We start from the raw sequence: 16,702 nt of genomic DNA on the forward strand, positions 1-16,702 counted from the left end.
GAGGTTCGTTTCGGAAAAGCGAGAGTAGGGGCCGGGCTCATAGGCGGGATCCAATGTGCCGGCATGGGAGCGTGCCACCAGTTCGGCATCCTGCTCGGTCGTTGCAATCCAGACGTTCGTCAGTTTCTCCAGGTCGTAGTCGACGCCTTCGACCGCATCCTTGTGGACGAGCCACTTCGTTCTCACGAGCGTCCTGCCCGCTGACAAGGGAATGACGATCGCGACGACCGCATGGTCGCCCATGAAATGGTTCCAGCTGTTGTGGCCCCACAGATGCATGTCGCCGAGATCCTTGCGGGTCATCGCGCCCAGGAGCTTGGCGGATGCGGCGGTAGCGTCTGCTGTCTGGGACTCGCCGGCGCCTGAAATGATCAGCCGTTGCGTCCGGAAGTTCGTCGCGCAGTCGACGAGTTGCTCGACGGCTGCCGAGGGGTAGCCATCGGCCTCCCAGCGCCTGGTGCGTTCCTCGTAGAGAGCCTGGTGCTGCCTTGCCGTCTCCTGATCTTCGGGGCTGAGACTTTCAGGATCGAAGCCGAAGTCGAGATCGACGAAGGAAACACAGAGTTCGGGGTGATTGGCCGAGCAATGGTAGCACTCGCGATTGTTTTCCATCGTGAGCTTCCAGTTGCCTTGCTCGATGACATCCGACTGGAACGCTATCTTTGCGTTGCTGATATCGTAGGGCGCGAGCCGTTCTGCCATCACCTGTTCGAGGCGATCGACATCCTGCGGAGGATTGTTGGAAAGACAGACGTAAATCAGACCGCCGATGGACTTGAAGGCGATGGGCTTGAGGTTCTTGCAGCTTTTGTCGAAATCGGTGCCCATGTGGGGTGCGTAGCTAAGCTCGCCCGAGAGCTCGTATGTCCATTGATGATAGGGGCAGACCAGCTTCGAAACGATGGTCGGACCCGCATCGAGCAGCCTGGAGCCACGATGGCGACAGACATTATGGACGACGCGAATTTCCCCATCATCATCGCGCAGCAGGATCAGGCTGCTGTTGCCGACATCGACAACGACAGCGTCACCTGCTTCCGGGACGTCGCATTCAAGTCCGACGCAGATCCAGTGCTTGCGGAAAAATACGTCCAGATCCGCCTCGAACACGTCCTCTCGCGTATAGAGGCCGGCTGGCAGCGAGTGACCGTCGATCCGGTCATCGAGCAGGGATGAAACGGACGGTGGGAGCTTCTGTAACATAATTTCTCCTCATCTAAATCTGGAGAATCTATGTGCGCAAAAAACCATGCTCTCAACGGCATTAATATTCAGCGTTGACATAACGATATGTAATGCGTGAACGTCCTGTTTTCAGGTGCGCAGTGATCGTTTGTCATGCCGCGCGGGAGATGAAACAGAAGGCGACTTCGCATGGTCAGTTTGCGTCGAAAGCTTCCTCCTTTGACCGCTTTGACGACGTTTGAGGCTGTCGCTCGCCTGTCGAGCTTTACCCGCGCGGCGAGCGAACTCGGCGTCACGCAGGCTGCCGTCAGCCGCCAGATTCATCTTCTCGAGGAAACGGTCGGCAGCCCCTTGTTTCGGCGCTTGCACCGCAGGGTCGAATTGACGGAGAAGGGTAAGGCGCTTTCATCGGCAAGCACGCAGGCGCTCAATCTGATTGCCGATACGCTTGCGGATATCACCGCGCAGGATAGCAGCAACGAACTCGCGATCAGCGCGACGATCTCGTTTTCGCATTTTTGGCTGCTGCCGCGCATCGCCTCTTTTTCGCGTGCCCATCCCGAGATCAAGCTACGCATTATCACCCAGGACAAACTTGCCAGTCTCGACAATGATGAGGTGGACATTGCCATCAGATATGGCAATGGAGCCTGGCTCGACGGACAGGCGGAGCTTCTGTTTCACGACGAGATCTTCCCGATCTGCAGCATCGACTACGCGCAAGAGCATGGCCCGATCGCTTCGATCGAGGAACTTGTGCGCCATCCGCTGATCACCAACGACACGGATGATCCCACCTGGACCGGATGGCGCGATTGGCTTGCCGAATTCTCGGTCAAACTTCCCCCGAAGCCTTCGGGCATGCGCTGCAGTTTTTACACCGAAGCCATCTATGCGACGCTCAATGGGCAGGGAATTACGCTCGGTTGGAAGCGCCTGGTCGAAAACCTGTTGAACCAGAACAGCCTGGTTCGTGTGACCGAAGCATCGGTTGCCACCAGGAACGCATATTTCGTCGTCCTTCCGCATCGCCGACAAGGCAACGCCGCGGCAAGCACCTTCGTTCGATGGCTGAAAGACAGTTCAACGGAGGCGATTTGATCAGTGCTGCATTCGCATATGCTTCGCCTGCCAATGCCGTCTCCTGCTCCCATTGGTCCGCAATTTTCCTAGAGGGAGATAACGCTCTCTTATCAACGACTTACGCTCGTCTCCGCCGCAGCACCTGCGCGCTGCAAGAGAGGGTCGCTTCGACGTGGACGTCAGTCGCTCCGACGCCGGGCCTTCGCGCTCTGCGCGGCAAGCCGTCGGCCAATCCAGGAAAGGTATGAGCAGGAGATGAGGAACCAGACGCCAACGAAGACATAGGCCTCCAGCGCCTGATTGCCCCAGGCGACATCGCTGAACGCCATGCGCGCGGTGGCGCTGAGATCGTGCAGGCCGAGGATCACGACAAGGGAGGTATCCTTGTAGGCGCCGATGGTGCTGTTGACCAATGCGGGCATGGCCCGCTCGGTCGCCTGTGGCAGGAGCACGAGACGGGCGGTCTGCCAGAAACCGAGGCCAAGCGAAGAGGCAGCCTCATGCTGGCCGGCCGGCAGCGCCATGAGGCCGCTTCGCACATCCTCGGCGAAATAGGCAGAATGGAAGAAGACGAGGGCGATCAGGACCGCCACGATCGGATCGATGGCCATGCCCTTGGGGAGCGTCAAGGGCAGTACGAATACACCGACGAACAGCAGCGTCACCATCGGCACTCCACGCATGATCTCGACATAGGCGCCTGCGGCGCGGTGCAGCAGCCGATGGCGCGTCTGGTAACGGGCGAGTGCGAGCAGCACCCCGACCGGCAGGGCGAGGGCCAGCGCGATGGTGGAAAGGATGATGAGGATCGGCAGGCCATTCCACTTGGTGGCATCGACCGGAACGAGTCCGAGGATGCCCCCGCCCATCAGCGTGAAGGACGCGGCCATGCCCGCCAGCCAGAACCCGGCGAAGAGCCTCATGTCCAGCCAGCGCCCGCTGACAGCCATCTGACCGGTGGCGATGGAAAGGCCGAGTAGCAGCAGCGAGGCGAGCATCGGTCGCCACTGCTCGTCGAACGGATAGGTGCCGAACAGGATGAAACGGGACTTCTCCGCCCAGAAGGGCCAGCAGGCGCCTGCCGCCTCGGCACATCCGGCCGGATCGGCAAGTGGTGGCACGGCTGAGAGGACGAGCCAGTCGACAATGGCCCACAGGATGACCAGCACGAGGCAGCCGCTAGCGAGCGACAGGAGGCTTGCGCCCGGTCGGGAAAGCTGCCTCAGCAGCCAGGCGGAAAGCCGGCCGAAGCCGATCGATTGTGTCATGCCGCTCATCGTCCGCCCCTCCCTTCCCGGGCGCGGGTGCGGGCGTTCCAATGGTTCAGTACGCCGGTGAGCGCAAGGCAGAGCAACAGGTATATCGACATGGTGATCAGCATGGTTTCCAATGGCCGGAAGGTCTGGTTGATTGCGGTGCCGGCGACCGACATGAGGTCCGAATAGCCGACGGCAATCGAGATCGAAGTGTTCTTCAGGAGATTGGCGAACTGATTGTTGAGAGGCGGAACGACGGTCCGCAGCACCTGGGGCACAACGATGAGCCAGGTGGTCTGGCCGCTCTTGAGGCCGAGCGCCGCCGCGGCCTCGATCTGGCCCTTCGCAACACCTTCGATGCCGCCGCGCAGCACCTCGGCGATCTGCGCGCCGTGATAAAGGCCGAGCGCGACGGCTACGGTGCAGAACTGGATGGAAAGGGCGACGCCGCCCTCCACCGAAAATCCTGCAAGTGCCGGCCAGGAGAGCCCGAGCGGTGCGTTGAGCGCGACGGCAAGCGCAGCCGGCACCGCGACGCATAGGGCAAGCGCGACCGGCAAGACCGGCAGGCGACGGCCGGCGAGGGCCTGGCGGCGGGAGGCGTGGCGCGTCCACAGCCAGATGAGCACGCAAACGAGAAAGAGGCTGGCGAAGAGCCAGAGCGTATTGCGTGGATCTTGCGAAAGCCAGGGCAGGTAGATTGCCCGGTTGGAAATCGTGAAGGGGCCGAACACCAGCGCCTGTCGGACGGTAGGCAGCCCGTTCACTGCGGCGACGAAGATGATCAGCAGGACCAGAATCTTCGGCAGGTTGCGGAAAAGTTCGATGTAGGCCAGCGCGAAGTAGCGTGCGACGGGCGATGTGCTGACGCTGAGTAAGCCGAGCAGAAGGCCGGCGAGCGATGCAATGACGAGGCTCGCGACAGCGACGACGACGGTGTTGGCAAGGCCGGCGAGGATCGCCCGCAGATAGGTGTCATTCGCCCCATAGGGGATGATCGTTTCGCTGAGATCGAAACCGGCCTGCTGGGAGAGGAAGGCAAAGCCCGGCCGGATGCCGGCCGCGAGCATGTTGGAATGGACGTTGAAGGCGATGGCGGCGAAGGCCGCGAGGATCGCAAGGCCGACAGCGATATCGGCCAGAGAAACGGCAGGCCCCACCTTGGGGGGACCGTCCTGCGGGGCTTGAGGAGTTTGCAGTTTCCGGTCCATGGAGGCGCTCAGGGATTGGTTTCGACAGGCAGGGCAAAGCGGGCGACCAGCGCCTTCTGCGCCTCGGTCTCCGGTCCGGAGCCAGCGGTGGCGACAAGGGCGGTGGCCTCCGCCACATCGAGGCCGAAAGCACGCAGAATGCAGATGGCGAAAGTGCCGGTGCGGCCTATGCCGGCCGCGCAATGGACGAAGACCTTGTCGCCGGTGGACAGCGACCGCGCCGTTTCGCCGGCGAGGGCGAAGAGTCCGGCCTCGTCCCCCGGCACGCCGAAATCCGTGATCGGGAACCGAACGACGGCAATGTCCATCCCTTCGGCGAGGCTAGCAGCGTAGCCGGGCGCCTTCTCCTCGATTTCCGCATGCGGAGTGAGGCTGACGATGCGGGTGATCTCGTGTGCACGCAGGTCGTCCATGTCGTCGGCGAACGGGCGCAGGCGGCCGGGCATCGGCCCGAGCCAGAGTGTGCCGGCAATGCCTGACGGCAGCCGGAGGGGGCGCAGGAAATGTGTATCGGTCATGCGGTTTCCGCTGCGAGCTCCGAGAGAAGGTAGGCCGGCGTCTGCGCCGTCGAAACTGCCGTCACGGTCACACGCAGCGCGGCGAAGGCGGCCTCGAGATCCTCATGTGCGGCCTGCATGCGCCAGCGGATCACGCGCCAGTGCAGGGCGGCATGGGCCTCGGCGGCAATCGGATCGAGCACAAGGCCGGAGACAAGCTCAAGGAGCCGGGCGCGGATGGCGAAGTAGCTTTCGACGAGCGCCTCGCCGGGGTTGGCCGCAAGTTCGCCGATCGTGGCGAGTTGGATGCGGGCGGACATGGCGAAATTCGGCGCGCAGCAGCGCGTGCAAAGGTTCAGCATGTCCGACAGCATGGAGAAATGCAGGTTGCGCTGGGCGGGATCGAGAGGGCTTACCACCGTGCCGACGCCTGAGCGTGTTTCGAGGAGATGCTCGAAGGAAAGGCGCTGCAGGACCTGGCGGATCGGGGTGCGGCTGACGCCAAACTCCTGCGCCAGCTTGCCCTCGTGCAGCATCATCGGCGTATCGGGGTGGGTCGTGCAGATGCGGAAGCGCAACTCCTGCAGCATGTCCTCCGAACGGGGCGGACCGGATCTCGATGTTTGCGGCAAGCTCACGCTTTCCCCTTTCCTGTGATTTGGCCCGCATCCGCGCGGCCGTTGTTCTGGTTGTGCAGCCAGGCTTCCTGAAGCGGGCTCTCGACCGATTCCGGAAAGGCCCGGCGCACCATAGACAGGGCCTCTTCGACCGAAAGGCCCCGTGCATTGAGAATATGCGCTGCGACCATGCCGCTACGCCCGGCGCCGTAGCTGCAGCACAGTGCGATCGCCCTGTCCCCGGTCAGCAGGGCCGAAACCCGCCCTTCCAGCCGCCGCCACGCCTGCATCCACGCCGCGCCGGGTGCGGAAAAATCGTCGATCGGCAAGGCCGCAAACGCGATGCCTCTCTGCCGGACGCGCCTGCGCAGCAGGGCGCGGAAGCCGGGTGGGCAGTCACCGTCGCGCGCCAGAAACAGGAAAAGACCGGCCCCGCAGGCGGAAAGCGCGGCGAGCGTCTCGTCAATCCCCTCGGGATCGACCCAGATCTCACCGCGAGGATTGATCGTCACACCGGGCGCGCCGAGGGTCACGAGGCGTCCGCCGCCGGGGCAATCGACGGTGGCGCGGATGGATATGAGATCGTCTACATCCGCCACGCCGCCGTTCCTCCTTCTGGCCGCTCTCTTCACCGTATCGGATAGGCGTACATCAGGCCACCTTTGCTGGTCGAGGCATTCTGGCTACCTTCGCGCTTGAGCTTGAAGGGCGTCGCAGGACCAAGATGGCGGTCGTACATTTCACCGTAGGAACCGACCTGCTTGATCACCTGGTAGGCCCAGTCGGCGGGCAGCTTCATCTTGGCGGCCATGTCCGCGGTCGCGCCGTCCTTGGCGAAAAGACGCTGTACGGCCTTCGGCTGCTTGTCGAGATCGGCAATGGCGGCATCGACATTGGTCGAATTGATGCCCAGTTCGTCGGCGTTCAACATGACCTGGAATGCCCAGCGCACTGCCTTTTCCAGCGTTTCGTCCGGTTGGGTCACCAGCGTCAGCGGTTCGGCGGAGATGATCTCCGGCAGGAGCTCGTAGTCGTCGGGAACCTTGGCCAGGCGGCGGTCGGCGGCAAGCGCAGTCATGTCGGAGGCGTAGGCGTCGCATTTGCCGGCGAAGAAAGCCTGCAGGCGTGCGGTCTTGTCGGCGATGTTTTCGACCTTGTAGGCAAGGCCTTGGGCGGCGAACCAGTCTGCGATGTTGAGCAGTGTCGTCGAACCGTCCTCGGCGCAGATCGTTGCGCCCTTCAATTCCGTAGCGGACTTCACGCCCAGTGATTTCGGCACCATGAAGCCTTGGCCGTCATAAAATGTGGTCGCGACGCAGGCGAGGCCGGGATCGGCCGAGCGCGTTCCGGTTTCCGTGACCGAGCGGGAAGCCATGTGCGCTTGCCGGGAGACCAGGCTCTTCAGCGAGTCGGAAAAGCCGATGCCGCGGATATCCGCCTTGCTCGCATCGCCGAGGATGGCGGCGGCCGCCATGCGGCAGAAATCGGCATTGAAGCCCTGGAAGACGCCGGCGCTGTTGGGCACGGAAAAGCCCGGCGCACTGGGGCTGACCAGGCAGACGAGCTTGCCGCCAGAGACCACCTCATCAAAAACCGGACCCGCCTGAGCCTGGGACGTAATGGCAAGACCGGCGGCGCAGGCGAGCGCTGCCGCGAGATAAGACCGAAGCATGATGTTTCCCCTCCTCAATCAGGTAAAGACAGCTATACCTGTATACATGTGTAACGTAGAGGCGGCCTTTCCTGCTGTCAACGGGGACGGGACAGAATAGTATTGCGTCGACTATCGGCGCTCGACCGAGTGAGTGGCGGAGGAGGACCGCTTGCTCAGCGGTTCGGGTTCGCGCCGTTGGGCATGCAGGCGGTCGGCCAGATATGCGCCGGCTGTAACGCCACGAGGGACCTAGCCAAAGGGGCCGAACCAAGATCGAGGATATGCCAACCGTCTGAAAAGATGGAACGCTACTCCGTTGCCCATCAGCCAGTGATCGCTGCGAGGGAAAGCCTGTTCGAGTTACACACAACTGTCACTCTGGGCTGTTACACATCGTGTCATCCGAATGAATTCAGGAGTCATTCGAATGATAAAGATGACTGAGGATATCGCGGTCCGATCCAAATGGGGCCAATGGCAAACCGTCGAGGAACAGCTCAATCGGGATATCACGTCCGGCGCTCTTGCGGCGGGTGCCCGGTTGCCGACCGAGACGGAGATGATGGAGCGCTTCGGCGTCGGTCGGCATACGGTTCGCCGCGCGATAGCCGAACTCGCTGCGGCCGGAAAGGTGCGGGTGGAGCAGGGGCGGGGCTCCTTCGTGGAGGAGCAATCCGTCATCCGCTACAACATCGCGCGACGGACCCGGTTCAGCAGGAACTTGAAGGAGCAGGGCCGCGTTCCCTCCGGCCAGCCGGTCGAGGAGCTTGAGATAGCGGCACCGCCGGTGGTCGCATCTTCGCTGCGCATCGCCGAGGGCGATGCGGTCTATATGATCGTGCGTCGCGGTTTTGCCGACGACGTGCCGATCACCGTCAGTCGCGCCTACCACCCGGTGGCGCGCTTCCCGAACATGCATATCCGCCGTGGCCAGGGCGTTTCAGTGACCGAGATCTACAGGGACTTCGGCATTCCCGACTATCTGCGCCATCGCACCATGATCTTCACCCGCCTGCCGATTGGCGAGGAAGCGCGCCTGCTCGCGCAATCGGAGGAGCAGCCGGTGCTCGTCGTCCAGAAGGTCGACGTCGATATGGCCGGCAATCCTATCGGCTACTCGGAAGTCGTGTGGGCGGGCGAGCGTATCCAGTTCGTTGTCGATTACGACGAGCAACCCGCTGACGAGGGCGGGGATACCTGAAGCGATACCAGCAAGTGCCGCAGCGGTTTGCGTTCGGCGAAAAACAATGGGTGGGAGCACCTCCGAGGTCTTTGCCTTGGTGGAGGTACTCCTGCGAAATTCGAGGACTATCAGAGAAAGAACGATGAGCGACGTGAGAGAAACGGACAAAGTTATCGGCCATTACCGCCATGACGAAATCCTGAGCATTCTGGCTGCGGGACGACCGGACCCTATCAAGAACTGCGCCGAACAGGTGCTGGATGCGCTGGGCGAGGTTTCGGTCCTCGTCAATCGCACGGGGCTGGCCATGCTGCCCTTCGTCGATACGGTTCGCAGCACGGCCTTCCATCTGGGCGAAGTGCTGATGGCGGAGGCGCATATTCGCGTGCCCTCGCATGGTGTCGAAGGATATGGCGCCGTTGTGGGCCGCGATCTCGAACATGCCATGAGCGTTGCCGTGATCGATGCGGCGATTGCCGCCGGGCTTTCCCGCGAACAGATTCTTGCCTGCCTCGATGCGGAATGCGCGCAACAGGATGAGGCCGACCGGGCGCGGCTGCGCAAGGTCGAGGCTACACGCGTAGAGATGGAGACCTTCTGATCATGACGCTCGCCATCACACCGACCGTTGACGACGTTCGCACCAATGCAGTCTTCGAGGAACTGATGTGGGGGATCGCCCGCCCCGGTATCGAACGGCGCCTTCCGGCCGCTGGTTTCAATGCCGTTGCCGAAAGCCTGATCGACCGCGAATGCAGTTTCCACGCCGAAACCGACAGAGTACTTTCGGACCTGATCACTCTGACGGGTTCAAAACCTGCTGCGATCGACAAAGCCGACTACGTCTTCGCGCCCATTGATGCGGAGACAGGCGTGGCAGCGCTTGCCGCGCTGAAGATCGGTTCGTTGTCCTACCCGGACGAAGCCGCGACGCTTTTTGCGACCGCCCGTTTTGGTTCCGGTCAGGCCTTGCGCCTGTCCGGCCCCGGCGTTCGTGACACCCTGACGATCGAGGTTGACGGTATTCATCCGTCTTTCTGGTCCATGCGCGCGAAGTCGCTCCGTTATCCACTCGGCTGGGATCTCTTTCTTCTGGATGGTGACCGGCTGATCGGCATTCCCCGCTCAACCAAAATCGAGGTGCTGTGATGGCCTATGTGGCAACAAGGGGCGGTGAGCGCGCCATAGAGCAATCCGAACGGCTCTACCGGGAAGACCTCGGCACGATCACCAAGGCGCGGGTCGATGCCGTGCGCGATGGTCTGCCATACCTGGTCGACCGCGTCATGGGTGAAGCTTCCTTCTACGAGCCGGACCTGGCGGCCTTGGCCTTGGCGCAGTCCGGTGGAGATCTTTACGAGGCGGTGCTGCTTTTGCGTGCCTATCGCACCACGCAGCCACGGCTTGCCGTGGCCGAGCCGGTCGAGCAGCCGGATCTGTTCACGGTGCGGCGCATTTCTGCGGCCTTCAAGGATATTCCGGGGGGACAGATCCTCGGTCCGACGCTCGACTACTCGCATCGCCTCCTGGAGGTCGGCGTTCTGGGCGGTGAGGACTATGCAGCACCGGCGGTCGAGGATGCCATGAAACCTGCGCCGGCCACGCAGCCGTCGCTGGCCGCCTGGCAGAAGATGCAGGGGCTGATACCGGATCATCCGGCAGAGCCGGTACAGCCGGAGGAAATTCCCGACGTTACCCGCGAACCGCTGCTGTTCCCGGCAAGTCGCGCTCACAAGCTTCAGTCGCTTGCCCGCGCCGATACCGGCGGCACGCTCGCACTCGGTTACGCCACCATGCGCGGCTATGGTTCGGTGCACCCGACCGTCAACGAGCTGCGGCTTGCCGAAGCACCGGTGCGCATGCGGCATCCGCGCGGCACAGTCTTTTCCGCTGGCCGCATCAGGGTCAGTCAGACGGAGGTGATCTCGAAGGCTGCCACTGGCCTCGAGCTCGGCTTCTCGGCGACCTTCGGTTGGAACGAGGTGAAGGTGATCGCTGCTGCGACCCTCGACCTTGCTTCCAACCAGCCCAATCCACATCCGGCCTCCAACGAGGAGTTCGTGCTCTATCACACGGAACCGGTGGAAAGCTCCGGGTTCTGCATTCACTTCAAGCTGCCGCACTACGTCACCTTCCAGTCGAGCCTCGACGCGCTGCGCCGGGTTACGGCCGACCGCGCGCAAGCGACGGCGAAGGTCAAATCGAAGACGGAAAACGAGGCAAGAGAAGATGAGGTCGTGTCGTGAAGTCCAACGCTAAACTGAAGGAACTGACAAAGCCTTGGGCGGCTTTCAACTACGGCTTCCTCGACGAATCTGCCAAGCGGGAAATCCGTCGACGCCTTCTGAAGGCGATCGCGGTTCCCGGCTACCAGGTCCCCTATGCCAGCCGCGACGTGCCGATCGCCCGTGGCTGGGGAACGGGTGGCTTGCAGGTGACGCTGACGCTCCTGAAGCCGGATTCGGCGGTGAAGGTCATCGATCAGGGGGCCGACGATTCCGTCAATGCGAGCAGCATCCGCAAGTTCCTCGGCAAGGTGGGGGGCGCCACCGAGACGAGCGATACCGAGAAGGCGACGCTCATCCAGTCCCGGCATCGCATTCCCGAGGAGAAGATGCGCGAGGATCAGATCCTCGTCCTGCAAGTCCCCAATCCGGAGCCGCTGCGGCCTGTCCAGCCGGACATGTCGATCGCGCGCGAAATGCATGGGGACGCCGACTATGGCCAGCTCTGGCTGGTGCTCTACGAGCAGCTCGTCAAATCCGGGCGCATCATGCAGGGGTCGAGCTATCCGAGCATGGTCAACGGCCGCTATGTGATGACGCCGTCACCCATTCCGCGCTGGGACGTGCCGAAGCTTGATCAGGCCGACCATTTGACGATCCTGTCGGCCGGTCGCGAGAAACGCATCTTCGCCGTGCCGCCTTACACCAGCGTCGAGCCGCTCGTCTTCGACGATGTTCCCTATCGGGTCGAGGATCATCAGGACAAGACCTGCCACCGCAGCGAGGTCACCGGCTTCTTCATGAACGAGCTTCCGCAGGAAGACGGCACGTCCCGCTATGAACTGTCCGACAGCTATTTCGGCATCAAGAACATACGCAAGTCTGAAGGTGAGCCGGTGAACATCGGCGCAACCTGGTACAACAATGGAAGGATGGACTGATGCCCTCCACATTCTTTGATGGCCAGTCGGCCATTCAATATCAGCCGCCACGGCTGATGACGGCAGATCCGATTCTGAGCATGCGCGGCATCAGCCGCAGCTTCGGCGATGTCAGAGCGTTGGTCGACGTCGATGTCGCGGTCTATCCGGGTGAGGTGCTTGGCATCGTCGGTGAATCCGGTTCAGGGAAATCGACGTTGCTGCGCATGATGAACCTTGAAGATACGCCCGACCAAGGCACCTATCATCTGGCGTTGCCAGGTCGTGATGACGGCAACCTCTTTTGCCTCGATCGTTTCCAGCGGCGGATACTGCGGGCGCTCCATATCGGTATCGTCTATCAAAACCCGCATCTCGGACTGCTGATGAGCAACAGCAGCAGCGGCAATGTCGCCGAGCGGCTGCTGATTGCCGGGGAGCGCAACTTTGCAGCCCTTCGGGCCCGCGCCAGGGAAGCGCTGGAAGCATCCGAGTTCCCGCTGGCGCGCATGGATGCGCGTCCCGTCGAGCTTTCCGGCGGGATGCAGCAGCGCGTTCAGCTTGCAAAGGCGATCGCGCTCGAACCGGCACTGTTGCTTCTCGATGAACCGACTACGGGCCTCGATGTCAGCATCCAGGCACTCGTTCTCGATACACTCAAGAAGCTGCAGCGCGACCGGGCCATCACCATGGTTCTCGTCTCGCACGACCTGGGTGTCATACGGACAATGGCGGACCGCGTTATGGTGATGCGCCGGGGCGAGGTTGTGGAACAGGGGCTTGCTGACCAGATTTTTCAGGATCCGCAGCACGCCTACACACAGCAACTCGTCCACGCGAAGCTTTGAGTGGGGGATTAGAAGATGAATATCCATACGTCCGCCACGCCGACGCCGGCTCCTGTACTTCGCGTCGAGGGCCTGTCGAAGCACTTCCAGATGCATCATCTGAAGCGCACCCTTTTTGCCTTCGAACAGATCGCCTTCGAGCTCGGCGAAGGCGAGTTCATTCTGCTGAAGGGCGAAAACGGGGCTGGCAAGTCTACACTGCTTCGCACGCTCTATCGGTCCTACCTGCCGCGCGCGGGGCACGCCTACTATCACACGAAGGAAGGCGTCATTGACCTTGCGTCGGCCGCAGACGTCGACGTGGCGCTTCTTCGCCGTCGGGAAATCGGCTTCGTCACGCAGTTTCTCAATGCCCGACCGCGCGTTGCGGCGGAGGAGCTGGTGGCTGAACCGTTGCGGCTTGCCGGGACGTCGCATGCAGAAGCACTGGCGGAAGCCCGCCGCTGGCTCGCCGCATTCGGGGTGAAGCCGCAGCTCTGGCCAGCCTATCCCTCGACATTTTCGGGCGGCGAACAGCAGAAGGTGAACCTTGCGAGGGCGCTGATCCTGCCGCAACGGCTTTTGCTGCTGGATGAGCCGACCGCTTCCCTCGACCGCACGGCCCGACGCGCGCTCGTCGAGCGGCTGACTGAACTCAAGGCCGCGGGCGTGGCGATGATCGGGGTCTTCCATCATCCGGAAGATGTCGCCGGTCTGATCGATCGGGAAATACATTTGGAAACGATCAGGATTGCAGATGAGGCAGACGATGTGGCTGAGTGACTTCGAGATCGTTCTCAGGGACCGTGTCATCGAACGGGGTTCGTTGAGGATCGAAGATGGGGTGATTGCCGAAATCCACGAAAGGCCGGTGGCCAATGCGGATATCGACGGGGAAGGGCGGCTTTTGCTGCCCGGGTTTATCGATATTCATGGTGACATGATCGAGAAGGAGGTTGAGCCGCGCGCCAACGTCCGCATGCCGCTCGAACTCGGTATCTATGACCTCGACAAGAAGCTCGCGGCCAACGGCATTACCACGGCTTACGCGGCGCTGGCCTTCACTCCAGCGACTTACGGCCACGTCCGTTCGCTGGAGAACACCATTGCCATCATCGAGGCGCTGGCTTCGATGCGCAGCGAGCTGCTCGTCGACCATCGGGTTCATGCCCGCTTCGAAGTCACATTTCCATCGGCGGTCGCCGTTGCCGAAAAGCTGATGGATAGCGGCTCTCTCGGACTGATCTCGTTGATGGACCATACACCCGGGCAGGGCCAATACCGCGACCTTGAAATCCACACCCGCAACATGGCCAAGACCAAGAAGATCGACTACGCCACGGCCGTCGAAATGGTCAAACAGCGCATTGCCGAACGGGAGACGCACGGCGATGCCATGCATGTCGTCAGCGGTCTGGCCGAACTGGCACGTGCGCGGGGCGTCGTCGTTGCCTCTCACGATGACGACACCTTGGAAAAGGTGGCGCTTTTGCACGGTCTCGGTGCGGCGATCAGTGAATTCCCGATCACGCTGGAAGTCGCGGCCGAAGCGCGGCGGCGCGGCCTCGCGACGGCGATGGGAGCTCCGAATGCCTTGCGCGGACTTTCCTACTCCGGCAACCTCTCGGCCCGCGAGGCCTTCGCGGCCGGTGTGCTGGACATTCTCGCCAGCGACTACCACCCGTCGGCGATCTTGCCCGCGGTTCTGGCGCTTGGCGAGATGGGCGAGGGGGGATTGCCTGCGTCCGTAGCGCTTGCCAGTGCCAACCCTGCCGCCGCGCTCGGAATGACGGATCGTGGCCACATTTGCGAGGGGCTGAGGGCAGACTTGGTCATTGCGGAACGCGGCAGGATGCCGAGGCTTCGTGCGACCATCTGCGGTGGCCGGAAGGTGTGGTCGGACGGCGCGGTGACGGTGGGAGCCAAAGCGGCCGCGTGATCGGCCACAGGATCATCTGCAAGTTTCAGGGAAGCCGGGCAAGTATGCCCGGCTTTTTGTTTCGGGATGAAATTCTAATAATACCGAAATTCATTTGAATGTATCGGATGATTGTTGAGTTGTATAAAATCATTTTCCAAAAAAATAGACGCTATAATACATTTGTCATGTGCTTTCTGTATTGAAGACAATCAGAAGAAAGGCGCGATATTTCGCGCTTTCGCACTGGACGAAGTGATTACTTCATTTTTGGGTGAAGAAGATGCTGGAACTGTACTCGCTGAAGAAGTCTTTCGGGCAGCTGAATGCAGTCGACGACGTGACCGTGACGATCGAACCCGGTCAGATGGTCGGGGTGATCGGGCGAAGCGGAGCAGGAAAATCAACGCTGCTTCGACTGATCAACAGGCTGGTGGAACCCACGAACGGCAAGATCCTGTTTGGGGGTCGCGATATCACGAAGCTTAAAGGGCGTGACCTCCGTCTTTGGCGAGCGTCGTGCGCGATGATCTTCCAGCAGTTCAATCTGGTAGAGCGCATGGACGTGCTGACCAACGTGCTGATTGGTCGAGTGGCCCATCAGGGCGTCGTATCGACGATCATCAAGCGGTTTACAGAGGAAGAGAAGGCGATGGCCGTGCAGGCGCTTGATCGCCTCGACCTCTTGTCGCAGGCTTTCCAGAAGGCCGGCACTCTGTCAGGCGGCCAGCAGCAGCGCGTGGCGATCGCGAAGGCGCTCGTGCAGCGGCCGGAGATCATGCTGGCCGACGAGCCGATCGCGTCCCTCGATCCGGCCAACGCCACCCGCGTCATGGAAGCGTTACGGAAGGTCAATCGGGAGGACGGGATCACCGTTCTCGTCAACCTGCACACACTCGACACGGCCCGCGCCTACTGCGACCGCATTATTGCGATGAAGGCCGGCCGCGTCGTGTTCGAGGGACGGCCGCACGATCTGACGCGCGAACGCCTCAACGCCGTTTACGGTTTCGACGATGCCGATTCCGCGATCGATGAAGCCGTGACATCGACCGCCATTCCTTCCCTTGCCGATCAGCATGAGAAGCAGATGGCGGTGGCCTGATTTCCCCTCGGCTTCGGCAATGGCGCCGAGCCGTGATCCATCCCCGGAGAACTATGATGAAGAACGTCCTCATGACGATGGCCGCAACGGCCGTGTTTGCGCTTTCGGGTTCCGCGCATGCGCAGGAATGGAAACAGCAATACAAGACCATCCGCTACGGCATCACGTCAGCGGAAAATGAAAAGGATCGTGTCGCCCGTTACAAGGGCTTTACGGCCTATCTTGAAAAGCAGCTCGGCGTGAAGGTCGAGATCTTTACGGCCGGCAGTTATGATGGCGTGGTCCAGGCGCTCGCCGCCGACCAGATCGAATTCGCAAACCTGGGTTCGTCGGCCTATGCAGCAGCCTACACCGAAACCAAGGGCGGCGTCGAACCGATCCTGGCTCAGGTCGATAAGGAAGGCGCCAGCGGGTATTACTCCGTCATCAGCGTGCGCTGTGATTCTGGCTATAAGTCGCTCGCTGACCTGAAGGGAAAGGTTCTGGCCTTTGCCGATCCGGACTCGACCTCCGGCTACGCAGTTCCCTATTTCAACCTCGTAAAGGAGGGCATCGATCCGACCACCTATTTTTCGGCCGTGCCTTTCTCCGGCGCGCATGAAACCGGTGTAATGGGCGTCTTCAACAAGCAGTTTGACGCGACCGCGACCTACATCAATACCGAGAAGAGCGGCATTCCGCAGCGCATGGTGACCAAGGGAATGATCCCGGCCGGCGAGATCTGCAACATCTGGAAGTCCCCGGAGATCACCAACGGTCCGGTAACGGCACGCAAGAACCTGCCGGCCGACCTGATCGAGGCCGTCAAGACCGCTCTGCGTGAGCTGCCTAAGAACGACCCGGCCGTCTACAAGGAGATCACCTCCGGCGACGAGACCGCCGACGGCTACATCGAAGTCAGCCACGATCGCTATCAGTGGATCGTCGAAATGCGCGACTGGCTGCGCAAGCAGCGCCGCCAGGGCTGATCACTGCCGATGATACGAGGCGGCACCGGAAGGCTCCGGTGCTGCCTTTCTTG

Annotated in this window: 18 protein-coding genes; 11 read left to right on the plus strand and 7 right to left on the minus strand. The window is 61.7% G+C overall.

Features of this window, described 5'->3' with window-relative positions; all coding sequences use genetic code 11:
- Positions 1 to 1,203 (minus strand): SRPBCC family protein (locus I8N66_RS07020; protein WP_291151403.1); only part of this gene is annotated, 1,203 nt, incomplete at its 3' end.
- A 171-nt stretch (positions 1,204 to 1,374) separates the two neighbouring features.
- Between I8N66_RS07020 and I8N66_RS07025 the strand changes: the two genes are divergently transcribed.
- A complete protein-coding gene (locus I8N66_RS07025; RefSeq protein WP_291151406.1) occupies positions 1,375 to 2,286 on the plus strand; it encodes a LysR substrate-binding domain-containing protein in 912 nt (303 codons plus the stop codon).
- Positions 2,287 to 2,447: 161 nt separating this feature from the next.
- On the opposite strand, the gene I8N66_RS07030 is transcribed toward I8N66_RS07025, so the two are convergent.
- From I8N66_RS07030 to I8N66_RS07055, 6 genes are read right to left on the minus strand one after another with little or no spacing between them, the layout of a single operon-like run.
- A complete protein-coding gene (locus I8N66_RS07030; protein WP_291151408.1) occupies positions 2,448 to 3,545 on the minus strand; it encodes an amino acid ABC transporter permease in 1,098 nt (365 codons plus the stop codon).
- Positions 3,542 to 4,735, minus strand: coding sequence for an ABC transporter permease subunit (locus tag I8N66_RS07035; RefSeq protein WP_291151411.1), 1,194 nt, complete (start codon positions 4,733 to 4,735; stop codon positions 3,542 to 3,544). The genes I8N66_RS07030 and I8N66_RS07035 overlap by 4 nt, the downstream gene beginning before the upstream one ends.
- Before the next feature lie 8 nt (positions 4,736 to 4,743).
- Complete coding sequence (locus I8N66_RS07040; RefSeq protein WP_291151414.1) at positions 4,744 to 5,253, minus strand: protein-tyrosine phosphatase family protein; 510 nt, start codon at positions 5,251 to 5,253, stop codon at positions 4,744 to 4,746.
- Positions 5,250 to 5,870, minus strand: a complete 621-nt coding sequence (locus I8N66_RS07045) for a GntR family transcriptional regulator (protein WP_291151417.1) — start codon at positions 5,868 to 5,870, stop codon at positions 5,250 to 5,252. Before I8N66_RS07045 ends, I8N66_RS07040 begins: the two co-directional genes overlap by 4 nt.
- Complete coding sequence (locus tag I8N66_RS07050) at positions 5,867 to 6,448, minus strand: hypothetical protein (protein ID WP_291151419.1); 582 nt, start codon at positions 6,446 to 6,448, stop codon at positions 5,867 to 5,869. The genes I8N66_RS07045 and I8N66_RS07050 overlap by 4 nt, the downstream gene beginning before the upstream one ends.
- Before the next feature lie 29 nt (positions 6,449 to 6,477).
- Positions 6,478 to 7,521, minus strand: a complete 1,044-nt coding sequence (locus I8N66_RS07055) for a transporter substrate-binding domain-containing protein (protein ID WP_291151422.1) — start codon at positions 7,519 to 7,521, stop codon at positions 6,478 to 6,480.
- A 409-nt stretch (positions 7,522 to 7,930) separates the two neighbouring features.
- Between I8N66_RS07055 and phnF the strand changes: the two genes are divergently transcribed.
- The 10 genes from phnF to phnD all read left to right on the plus strand — a co-directional run bounded on the left by phnF (position 7,931) and on the right by phnD (position 16,649).
- Positions 7,931 to 8,704, plus strand: a complete 774-nt coding sequence (phnF, locus tag I8N66_RS07060; RefSeq protein ID WP_291151425.1) for a phosphonate metabolism transcriptional regulator PhnF — start codon at positions 7,931 to 7,933, stop codon at positions 8,702 to 8,704.
- Positions 8,705 to 8,828: 124 nt separating this feature from the next.
- Positions 8,829 to 9,287: a phosphonate C-P lyase system protein PhnG gene (locus tag I8N66_RS07065; protein ID WP_291151428.1), complete on the plus strand. Its 459-nt coding sequence runs from the start codon at positions 8,829 to 8,831 to the stop codon at positions 9,285 to 9,287.
- Between the two features lie 2 nt (positions 9,288 to 9,289).
- Positions 9,290 to 9,835: a phosphonate C-P lyase system protein PhnH gene (gene phnH, locus I8N66_RS07070; RefSeq protein ID WP_291151431.1), complete on the plus strand. Its 546-nt coding sequence runs from the start codon at positions 9,290 to 9,292 to the stop codon at positions 9,833 to 9,835.
- Positions 9,835 to 10,932 carry a carbon-phosphorus lyase complex subunit PhnI gene (locus tag I8N66_RS07075; protein ID WP_291151433.1) on the plus strand — a complete coding sequence of 366 codons (1,098 nt, stop codon included), beginning with the start codon at positions 9,835 to 9,837 and terminating at the stop codon, positions 10,930 to 10,932. The genes phnH and I8N66_RS07075 overlap by 1 nt, the downstream gene beginning before the upstream one ends.
- Positions 10,929 to 11,852 carry an alpha-D-ribose 1-methylphosphonate 5-phosphate C-P-lyase PhnJ gene (locus I8N66_RS07080; RefSeq protein ID WP_291151436.1) on the plus strand — a complete coding sequence of 308 codons (924 nt, stop codon included), beginning with the start codon at positions 10,929 to 10,931 and terminating at the stop codon, positions 11,850 to 11,852. The genes I8N66_RS07075 and I8N66_RS07080 overlap by 4 nt, the downstream gene beginning before the upstream one ends.
- Positions 11,852 to 12,679, plus strand: a complete 828-nt coding sequence (locus I8N66_RS07085) for an ATP-binding cassette domain-containing protein (protein ID WP_291151439.1) — start codon at positions 11,852 to 11,854, stop codon at positions 12,677 to 12,679. Before I8N66_RS07080 ends, I8N66_RS07085 begins: the two co-directional genes overlap by 1 nt.
- 15 nt (positions 12,680 to 12,694) lie before the next feature.
- Positions 12,695 to 13,441: an ATP-binding cassette domain-containing protein gene (locus I8N66_RS07090; protein WP_291151441.1), complete on the plus strand. Its 747-nt coding sequence runs from the start codon at positions 12,695 to 12,697 to the stop codon at positions 13,439 to 13,441.
- Positions 13,428 to 14,597, plus strand: a complete 1,170-nt coding sequence (locus I8N66_RS07095) for an alpha-D-ribose 1-methylphosphonate 5-triphosphate diphosphatase (protein WP_291151547.1) — start codon at positions 13,428 to 13,430, stop codon at positions 14,595 to 14,597. The genes I8N66_RS07090 and I8N66_RS07095 overlap by 14 nt, the downstream gene beginning before the upstream one ends.
- Positions 14,598 to 14,859: 262 nt before the next feature.
- Positions 14,860 to 15,681 (plus strand): phosphonate ABC transporter ATP-binding protein, encoded by an 822-nt coding sequence (gene phnC, locus I8N66_RS07100; RefSeq protein WP_291151443.1) that lies wholly within the window; start codon positions 14,860 to 14,862, stop codon positions 15,679 to 15,681.
- 56 nt (positions 15,682 to 15,737) lie between these two features.
- On the plus strand, positions 15,738 to 16,649 hold the full coding sequence (gene phnD, locus I8N66_RS07105; protein ID WP_291151446.1) for a phosphonate ABC transporter substrate-binding protein: 912 nt from the start codon (positions 15,738 to 15,740) through the stop codon (positions 16,647 to 16,649).
- Positions 16,650 to 16,702 lie beyond the last annotated feature (53 nt).

Origin of the sequence: Ensifer sp. SSB1 (assembly GCF_016652895.1) — a bacterium.
Taxonomy (GTDB): domain Bacteria; phylum Pseudomonadota; class Alphaproteobacteria; order Rhizobiales; family Rhizobiaceae; genus Ensifer.

Coding starts and splice junctions, on each gene's coding strand:
- I8N66_RS07035 (WP_291151411.1), bottom strand. CDS start 4,735: ATGGACCGGAAACTGCAAACTCCTCAAGCCCCGCAGGACGGTCCCCCC.
- I8N66_RS07030 (WP_291151408.1), bottom strand. CDS start 3,545: ATGAGCGGCATGACACAATCGATCGGCTTCGGCCGGCTTTCCGCCTGG.
- I8N66_RS07095 (WP_291151547.1), top strand. CDS start 13,428: ATGTGGCTGAGTGACTTCGAGATCGTTCTCAGGGACCGTGTCATCGAA.
- phnC (WP_291151443.1), top strand. CDS start 14,860: ATGCTGGAACTGTACTCGCTGAAGAAGTCTTTCGGGCAGCTGAATGCA.
- I8N66_RS07040 (WP_291151414.1), bottom strand. CDS start 5,253: ATGACCGATACACATTTCCTGCGCCCCCTCCGGCTGCCGTCAGGCATT.
- phnF (WP_291151425.1), top strand. CDS start 7,931: ATGATAAAGATGACTGAGGATATCGCGGTCCGATCCAAATGGGGCCAA.
- phnD (WP_291151446.1), top strand. CDS start 15,738: ATGAAGAACGTCCTCATGACGATGGCCGCAACGGCCGTGTTTGCGCTT.
- I8N66_RS07075 (WP_291151433.1), top strand. CDS start 9,835: ATGGCCTATGTGGCAACAAGGGGCGGTGAGCGCGCCATAGAGCAATCC.
- I8N66_RS07085 (WP_291151439.1), top strand. CDS start 11,852: ATGCCCTCCACATTCTTTGATGGCCAGTCGGCCATTCAATATCAGCCG.
- I8N66_RS07055 (WP_291151422.1), bottom strand. CDS start 7,521: ATGCTTCGGTCTTATCTCGCGGCAGCGCTCGCCTGCGCCGCCGGTCTT.
- I8N66_RS07090 (WP_291151441.1), top strand. CDS start 12,695: ATGAATATCCATACGTCCGCCACGCCGACGCCGGCTCCTGTACTTCGC.
- I8N66_RS07065 (WP_291151428.1), top strand. CDS start 8,829: ATGAGCGACGTGAGAGAAACGGACAAAGTTATCGGCCATTACCGCCAT.
- I8N66_RS07025 (WP_291151406.1), top strand. CDS start 1,375: ATGGTCAGTTTGCGTCGAAAGCTTCCTCCTTTGACCGCTTTGACGACG.
- phnH (WP_291151431.1), top strand. CDS start 9,290: ATGACGCTCGCCATCACACCGACCGTTGACGACGTTCGCACCAATGCA.